Below are 6,762 nucleotides of genomic sequence, written 5' to 3' on the forward strand. Positions count from 1 at the left end.
CGGCGCTGCCCTGACCAACTCCGGCCTCGCCGGCTCGGGCCGTGGCCCGGCGCTTTTAGCGGCCCAAGCGCCGGTAGGAGGAGCCGAAGTGGATGAGCGGATCGGCGCTTTCCGAACCGGCAGCGTCCCGGCCCATGGCCAGCACCTCGCCGACGATCAGCACGTGGGTCGCCGCCGGATGCACCGCCGTCGTCCTCAGCTCGAACCACGCGGGGGCTCCGCCGATCACCGCAGCACCGGTGGCCGGGCCGCGCCGGTACGAGACCTGGTTGAGCAGGCCTTCCACCGGATTGCCCGGGCTCGCCAGCCAGTTCGCCGTGCCCTGGTGCTGCGAGGCCAGCAGGCTCAAGGCCCAGGTCCCCGAGTTGGCCACGGCGTCGCAAATCCTCGACTCCTCGAAGAGGCTGATCAGCATGGTGGGCGGATCGTAGGACACCGAGAGATAACCGCTGACGGTCGCCGCGTAGTCCCGGTTCCGCCACCGCGTCGACACCACCGCGACGCCCGCGGCAATGTCGGCGCTGAGAGTGCGGTACAGGTCGATGTCCCGCTGATCCACTGCGCCCTGACTGACGGGATGGGCCGCCAGTTCTCCGTCCAGTTCCATGCCGCCATCTTTGCATGCCGGCCGCGGGGCGGCTCAGGGACGGTTCAAAACGGAGGCAGCGGATGATAGGGATGTTAAACAGTAAGCACCCTGAGAATTGCGAGTGGAGTGGATATGGCCCAGCGGCTCGTTGCAGACCTTATTGTCGATCGGCTTCGCGCGTGGCAGGTGTCGCGGATTTTTGGCTACAGCGGGGACGGCATCAACACGTTCATGGGCGCGCTGCGGCGCGCGGGGACGGTCGAATTCGTCCAGGCCCGGCACGAGGAAAATGCCGCCTTCATGGCGGTGGGGCACGCCAAGTACACGCGCGGGGTGGGGGTGGTCACGGCCACCCAGGGTCCCGGAGCCGTGCACCTGCTCAACGGCCTGTACGACGCCAAACTCGACAGCGTCCCGGTAGTGGCCATCGTCGGGCAGCAGTCGCGCACCGCGCTCGGCTCCGGGTACATGCAGGAAGTGGACCTGGCCAACCTGACGAAGGACGTGGCCACCTTCCGGCAGCAGGTGAGCACCCCTGAGCAGGTTCCGCTGGTGCTGGACCGCGCCTTCAAGGCGGCCCTGAGCGGCCGCGGCCCGGCCGTGGTGATCATTCCGCACGACATCCAGAAACTTCCCGCCCCCGAACTTGAGCACACCCATGGCGTGGTGACCACCGCGCCGATCTGGCGTGCCCCGCACGTGGTCCCGGACCCGGACGACCTGCGCGCGGCCGCGGACGTGCTCAACGCCGGGCAGCGGGTTGCCCTGCTGGTAGGACAGGGAGCGCGGGATGCCCGCGGGCAGGTGGTTGCGGTGGCGGAGAAGCTCGGGGCCGGCATTGCCACCAGCCTGCTGGGCAAACCCTATGTGGACGAGTCGCTGCCCTTCGCGGCCGGAACCATGGGGCATCTGGGTACCGCCGCCAGCGGCCAACTGCTGGGACACTGCGACACCTTGCTGATCGTGGGCTCCAATGACCCCTGGACTGAGTTCTACCCGCCGCCCGGTGCTGCCCGAGCGGTGCAGATCGACAATGACGCCAGTGCCATCGGCAACCGCTATCCGGTCGAGGCGGCGCTCACCGGCGACGCCGCCACCACCCTGGCGGCGCTGCTGCCGCTGCTTGAGGACCGCGCAGGCGGCGGGTGGCGCGAGCAGGTGGAAGGCTGGGTGCGGCAGTCTCGCGAGCTGTCGCGGCAGCGGGCCATGACGCCGGCGCAACCGGTCAACCCCGAACGGGTGGCCTTTGAGCTGAGCGAACGATTCCCGCCGGACGGCCTGCTCGCCGTCGATGTCGGCAGTTCCGTCTACTGGTATGCCCGGCAGCTGCGGCTGCCGGCAGGGGCCCAGGCGCACCTCTCCAGCACCCTGGCAAGCATGGGCTGTTCGATACCGTACGGCATCGCCGCCAAGCTGGCCGCCCCGGAACGGGTGGTTGTTGCCCTCACGGGAGACGGGGCCATGCAGATGAGCGGCCTGGCCGAACTGATTACCGTCGGCCGACTCTGGCAGCGGTGGATGGACCCTCGTTTTGTGGTGTGCGTCCTGAACAACCGGGAACTCGCCGAAGTGACCTGGGAACAGCGGGAGATGGAGGCCGAGCCGCGGTTTGCCGACAGCCAGGCCCTGCCCGATGTCGACTACGCGGGCTACGCACGGTTGCTCGGACTGCACGGGAAACGGGTCGAGGACCCCGAGCAGCTCGGGGCCGTATGGGACGAGGCGCTGGCCGCCGACCGGCCGTATCTTATCGAGGTGCTCACCGATCCCGACGTTCCGCTGCTCCCGCCGTTCCCGGCCGGCCGGGAGAACGCGGAAACCATGCAGCGGACGCTGGATCAGGAAGGGCAGGCGGCCGAGGGCGCGAAAGACCTGCTGCGCACCTACACCGGCCAGGAAGAAGCCGGTCACGAACGGGCGCCCGGCCAGGAAGAAGCCGGCAACGATCGGGCATTCGGATAGGAGGGTAGCGGCCGGGACGGTGAGTGAATGAAAGAATTGCTGGATGAGCGAGGCGGCAGAATTTATCGACCGCACGTTGCGGCGGGAAGCCTCCTGGGCACGGGCGGAAGCGCAGAACGAGGCGGGCGACGGATTGCGCTACTACGGTGCGTCGGTCGGTGCGGTCCGGGGTACGGTCCGGGACGCCGGGCGGAAGTTCCGGCTGCTCTCGCACGACGAGGTGACCGCCCTCAGCTCCGAACTGTGGGCCCGGCCGGTCTTCGAGCGGCGCCTGGCCGCCGTGGTGCTGCTGCAGTCGAACCAACGCCTCTTGCGAAGCTCGGACCTCACCCGGCTGGAAGGCTTCCTGCGCGACGCGCGCCTGGCGGCCTTGGCGGACCCGCTCGCCATTGACGTCGTCGGTCCCTTGATCCAGGGGCTGACCGGCCGGTCCCGCATGCGTGCGGAAGCAATCCTCGATCGGTGGGCGGAAGACGAGGACCCGTGGCTGCGCCGGGCCGCCTGTGCTCTTCGCGCGCTGCGGGCACAAAAAAGCCCCGGAAGTCCGGGGCTTTCTCTGTGCGCAGGAAGGGACTCGAACCCTCACCCTCAATAAGAGGACTAGCACCTCAAGCTAGCGCGTCTACCATTCCGCCACCCGCGCAGGTGGACTTTCGCCGGTTCTCCAGAGGCCCTCAGGCGCACCGATTCCGTCGAAAGCAGCGAGAAAAACTCTAACATGTTTTGCCCGAACTGTTGAATCGGGCCCTCCGTGCGCGCGACGGAGCCGGCACCGGGGCCCGACTCCGGCTGTACCAACTGCGGCGCCACCTGCGGCGCCTCCTGCGGACAGCTGCTGCCTTCGACCGCTCCCGCTCGTTAGGCTGGGGACAGACATCGATTCCGAGGAGCCTTCATGACTGTACCGAGCCCGCACGAAGAAGTGGCCGAGATCTGCCAGGAACTGATCCGGATCGACACCTCCAACTACGGCGGCAACGAGGGGCCGGGGGAGCGGCTGGCCGCCGAGTACGCGGCCGGACTGCTGGAAGAAGCCGGACTGGCCACCGACGTGTTCGAGTCCGCGCCCGGCCGGACGTCGGTGGTCACGAGGATGGCCGGCACGGACCCCTCGGCGCCGGCGCTGGTCGTGCACGGCCACCTGGACGTGGTGCCGGCGCAAGCCGATGACTGGCAGGTGGATCCGTTCAGCGGCGAGGAGCGGGACGGCCTCATCTGGGGCCGGGGCGCCGTGGACATGAAGGACATGGACGCGATGATCCTCTCGGTGGCGCGGCACATGGCACGCAGCGGCACCCGGCCGCGCCGGGACATCGTCTTCGCGTTCTTCGCCGACGAAGAGGCCGGCGGCACCTACGGGGCGCGCTGGGCGGTCGAGAACCGTCCCGAGCTTTTCGACGGCGCCACCGAGGCCATCTCGGAAGTGGGCGGCTTCTCGGCCACCATTGGCGGCCGCCGCGCCTACCTGCTCCAGACCGCGGAGAAGGGGATCGCGTGGCTGCGGCTGGCAGTCGCCGGCCGGGCCGGGCACGGTTCCCAGATCAACACGGACAACGCGGTAACCACGCTGGCGGCGGCGGTGGCCCGGATCGGGGCCCACCAGTGGCCGATCGAGCTGACGGACACCACCCGCCGGTTCCTCGACGGGGTGACCGAGCTGACCGGCGTCGAATTCGACCCGGACAACCCGGACATCCTGCTCAAGGAACTGGGGACCCTGGCCCGCTTCGTCGGCGCCACCCTGCAGAACACGTCCAACCCCACGGTGTTGAAGGCCGGCTACAAGGAAAACGTGATCCCCGGGCTGGCCGAGGCGCGGATCGACGCCCGGACACTGCCCGGACAGGAAGAGCTCGTGCTGGCCACCATCCGCGAACTGGCGGGCCCCGACGTGCAGGTCAGCTACGTGCACCAGGACAGGTCGCTGGAGGTGCCGTTCGCCGGGAACCTGGTGGACGCCATGATCGATTCGCTGGCGCACGAGGATCCGGACGCCGTGGTGCTCCCGTACACGCTCTCCGGCGGCACGGACAACAAGGCGCTGGCCCGGCTGGGCATCACCGGCTACGGCTTCGCTCCGCTGCGGTTGCCCGACGACCTGGACTTCACCGGGATGTTCCACGGCGTGGACGAACGGGTGCCGGTGGACTCGCTGAAGTTCGGCACCCGCGTCCTGCAGCGCCTGCTCACCACCTACTGACCACTTGGAACGACGACGAAAGGACCACCGGCATGCCCGCCAGTGTTGAAGAACTGCTCCCGGACGACCTGCTTGAGACCATCAGGGGCCGGGCCGCAGGTTACGACGAAGCGAACAGCTTCTTCCACGAAGACCTCGCCGACCTCGTCGAGGCGGGCTACCTGAAAATGTTCGTCCCGGAGGAAGACGGCGGCCTGGGCTACACGCTGGAGGAGGCAACCAGGGCACAGATGCGGCTGGCCACCGCGGCACCCGCCACGGCGCTGGCCGTCAACATGCACCTGGTGTGGACCGGCGTCGCGCGGGTCCTCCAGGCCCGTGGCGACGACAGCATGGACTACGTCCTGGCCGAGGCCGGCCGCGGCGAAGTCTTCGGGTTCGGGGTCTCCGAGGCCGGAAACGACCAGGTCCTCTTCGATTCGCGCACCGTCGCCGCACCCCGCGGGGACGGCGGGTACGGGTTCACCGGCACGAAAGTGTTCACCAGCCTCTCGCCCGCCTGGACGCGGCTCGGTGTCTTCGGCCGCGACGATTCCGGCACCGAACCGCAGCTGGTGTGGGGGTTCATCGACCGGGACAAGCCCGGCTACCGGATCAAGGACGACTGGAACACGCTGGGCATGCGCGCCAGCCAGTCCAACACCACGGTGCTGGAAGGCGCGGTCGCCGCGCCGGAGCGGATCTTCCGGAAACTGCCGGTGGGACCCAACCCGGATCCGTTGATCTTCGGCATCTTCGCGTGCTTCGAAATCCTGCTCTCGTCCGTCTATGCGGGGATCGGCACCCGGGCCCTGGACCTCGCGGTGGAAGCCGTGCACCGCCGTCGTTCGCTGAAAACGGGCAAAAGCTACGCGCAGGATCCGGACATCCGCTGGCGGGTGGCCGACGCCGCCCTGGCCATGGACGGGCTGTACCCGCAGCTGGCGTCCATTGCCCGCGACGTGGATACACTGGCCGACCACGGCAGGTTCTGGTTCGCCAAACTGTCCGGCATCAAGATCAGGGCCACCGAAACCGCCAAGGACGTGGTGGAGAAGGCCGTACGCGTCTCCGGCGGCGGCGGGTACTTCCGCGGCGGTGAACTGGAGCGGCTGTACCGCGACGTGCTGGCCGGGCTCTACCACCCCTCGGACGACGAGTCCGCGCACAGCACTGTTGCAACGGCCTGGCTGGGGCCGCTGGAAGACTGACGCGGGCCGCGCACCGCCTGCCGGGGGTCAGGCGGTGCGTTCGACCTTCAGTACCCTGCGGCGGAGCCAGTACTTGCGGCCGCCGCCCAGGTACAGCCGGGTCCGGACCAGATCCCACTTGCCGTACTCGGCGTGCTCGGTCAGCGCGCGGCGGGCCTCGCCGACGGATTCGTCTTTGTTCACGGTCAGGACCAGGTATTCGTACTGCCGGGCGTAGTCGCGTTCGCGGGTGACGGCGGCACCCAGAAATTGTTCTCTCATTGCCCTCCTGTTCTCTTCACTTATTCTCCACAATGCGGCTAACGTCTACAGCATGAGCATTGATCCGCGCGTCGCACTCGAGTCACTGGTTTCCGCCCTGCAAGAGCACCTGGCCGCCGCTTCCAGCCGCCGGGGTGATGACGATCCTGCCGTGGAAGCGGCCTTCTCGTCCATTATGGAATCGTTCGAAACCTACGAGGACGCGCTCTACGATGCTTACGGCGAAGTGACCCCGCTGGTCATTTACGACGAGTCGGACGACGAGGGCATGGACGAACCCGACGACGTGGTGGACCCCTTCGACGACGATCTGGAGATCGAAGAAAAGTAGCACGCCCCCGAGGCCGCCCGGACCCGATCAAGCGTTGACGGGCCGGCGCCGCCGCGCCCGGGACGGAACGTTACGGCGTGGAAATCTCGTCCAGCGCCTGGCCGATCGCGGCGGGCAGGGCGTCCAAGGGCGCCTTCAAGATTTCTGCCAGCTGGGCGGGCGTGCGGGGACCCACCACGGCCGTGCCGACGGCGGGCCGCTGCAGCACCCAGCTCAACGCCAGGTCCAG

At 68.4% G+C, this 6,762-nt stretch carries 8 protein-coding genes and 1 tRNA gene; 5 read left to right on the forward strand and 4 right to left on the reverse strand.

Translation table 11 applies throughout. From position 1 onward, the window contains the following. Positions 1-55: 55 nt before the first annotated feature. Positions 56-607, reverse strand: a complete 552-nt coding sequence (locus tag AC5RUJ_RS08605) for a flavin reductase family protein (RefSeq protein WP_494127854.1) — start codon at positions 605-607, stop codon at positions 56-58. Positions 608-721: 114 nt separating this feature from the next. Between AC5RUJ_RS08605 and AC5RUJ_RS08610 the strand changes: the two genes are divergently transcribed. Then, the gene (locus AC5RUJ_RS08610; RefSeq protein WP_494127853.1) at positions 722-2,551 is read left to right on the forward strand and encodes a thiamine pyrophosphate-requiring protein; all 1,830 of its coding nucleotides are present in this window, start codon (positions 722-724) and stop codon (positions 2,549-2,551) included. A 43-nt stretch (positions 2,552-2,594) separates the two neighbouring features. After that, on the forward strand, positions 2,595-3,146 hold the full coding sequence (locus AC5RUJ_RS08615) for a DNA alkylation repair protein (protein WP_494074500.1): 552 nt from the start codon (positions 2,595-2,597) through the stop codon (positions 3,144-3,146). Here the strand turns inward: AC5RUJ_RS08615 and AC5RUJ_RS08620 are convergent. After that, positions 3,111-3,194 (reverse strand) — tRNA-Leu (locus AC5RUJ_RS08620). The genes AC5RUJ_RS08615 and AC5RUJ_RS08620 overlap by 36 nt on opposite strands. A 252-nt stretch (positions 3,195-3,446) precedes the next feature. Between AC5RUJ_RS08620 and AC5RUJ_RS08625 the strand changes: the two genes are divergently transcribed. Continuing rightward, positions 3,447-4,751: a M20/M25/M40 family metallo-hydrolase gene (locus AC5RUJ_RS08625; RefSeq protein ID WP_494067822.1), complete on the forward strand. Its 1,305-nt coding sequence runs from the start codon at positions 3,447-3,449 to the stop codon at positions 4,749-4,751. 32 nt (positions 4,752-4,783) lie between these two features. Continuing rightward, positions 4,784-5,941: an acyl-CoA dehydrogenase family protein gene (locus AC5RUJ_RS08630; RefSeq protein ID WP_494127852.1), complete on the forward strand. Its 1,158-nt coding sequence runs from the start codon at positions 4,784-4,786 to the stop codon at positions 5,939-5,941. Positions 5,942-5,968: 27 nt separating this feature from the next. Here AC5RUJ_RS08630 and AC5RUJ_RS08635 read toward each other — a convergent pair whose 3' ends face one another. Further along, the gene (locus AC5RUJ_RS08635) at positions 5,969-6,202 is read right to left on the reverse strand and encodes a DUF5703 family protein (protein ID WP_493999711.1); all 234 of its coding nucleotides are present in this window, start codon (positions 6,200-6,202) and stop codon (positions 5,969-5,971) included. Between the two features lie 52 nt (positions 6,203-6,254). Between AC5RUJ_RS08635 and AC5RUJ_RS08640 the strand changes: the two genes are divergently transcribed. Continuing rightward, entirely contained in the window at positions 6,255-6,533 is a 279-nt protein-coding gene (locus AC5RUJ_RS08640; protein ID WP_493978463.1) for a hypothetical protein, read from the forward strand. Between the two features lie 70 nt (positions 6,534-6,603). Here AC5RUJ_RS08640 and AC5RUJ_RS08645 read toward each other — a convergent pair whose 3' ends face one another. Further along, on the reverse strand, positions 6,604-6,750 hold the full coding sequence (locus tag AC5RUJ_RS08645) for a hypothetical protein (protein ID WP_494155763.1): 147 nt from the start codon (positions 6,748-6,750) through the stop codon (positions 6,604-6,606). Positions 6,751-6,762 lie beyond the last annotated feature (12 nt).

The organism is Arthrobacter sp. Y3223164, assembly GCF_059091005.1.

Coding starts and splice junctions, on each gene's coding strand:
- AC5RUJ_RS08605 (WP_494127854.1), bottom strand. CDS start 607: ATGGAACTGGACGGAGAACTGGCGGCCCATCCCGTCAGTCAGGGCGCA.
- AC5RUJ_RS08610 (WP_494127853.1), top strand. CDS start 722: ATGGCCCAGCGGCTCGTTGCAGACCTTATTGTCGATCGGCTTCGCGCG.
- AC5RUJ_RS08615 (WP_494074500.1), top strand. CDS start 2,595: ATGAGCGAGGCGGCAGAATTTATCGACCGCACGTTGCGGCGGGAAGCC.
- AC5RUJ_RS08625 (WP_494067822.1), top strand. CDS start 3,447: ATGACTGTACCGAGCCCGCACGAAGAAGTGGCCGAGATCTGCCAGGAA.
- AC5RUJ_RS08630 (WP_494127852.1), top strand. CDS start 4,784: ATGCCCGCCAGTGTTGAAGAACTGCTCCCGGACGACCTGCTTGAGACC.
- AC5RUJ_RS08635 (WP_493999711.1), bottom strand. CDS start 6,202: ATGAGAGAACAATTTCTGGGTGCCGCCGTCACCCGCGAACGCGACTAC.
- AC5RUJ_RS08640 (WP_493978463.1), top strand. CDS start 6,255: ATGAGCATTGATCCGCGCGTCGCACTCGAGTCACTGGTTTCCGCCCTG.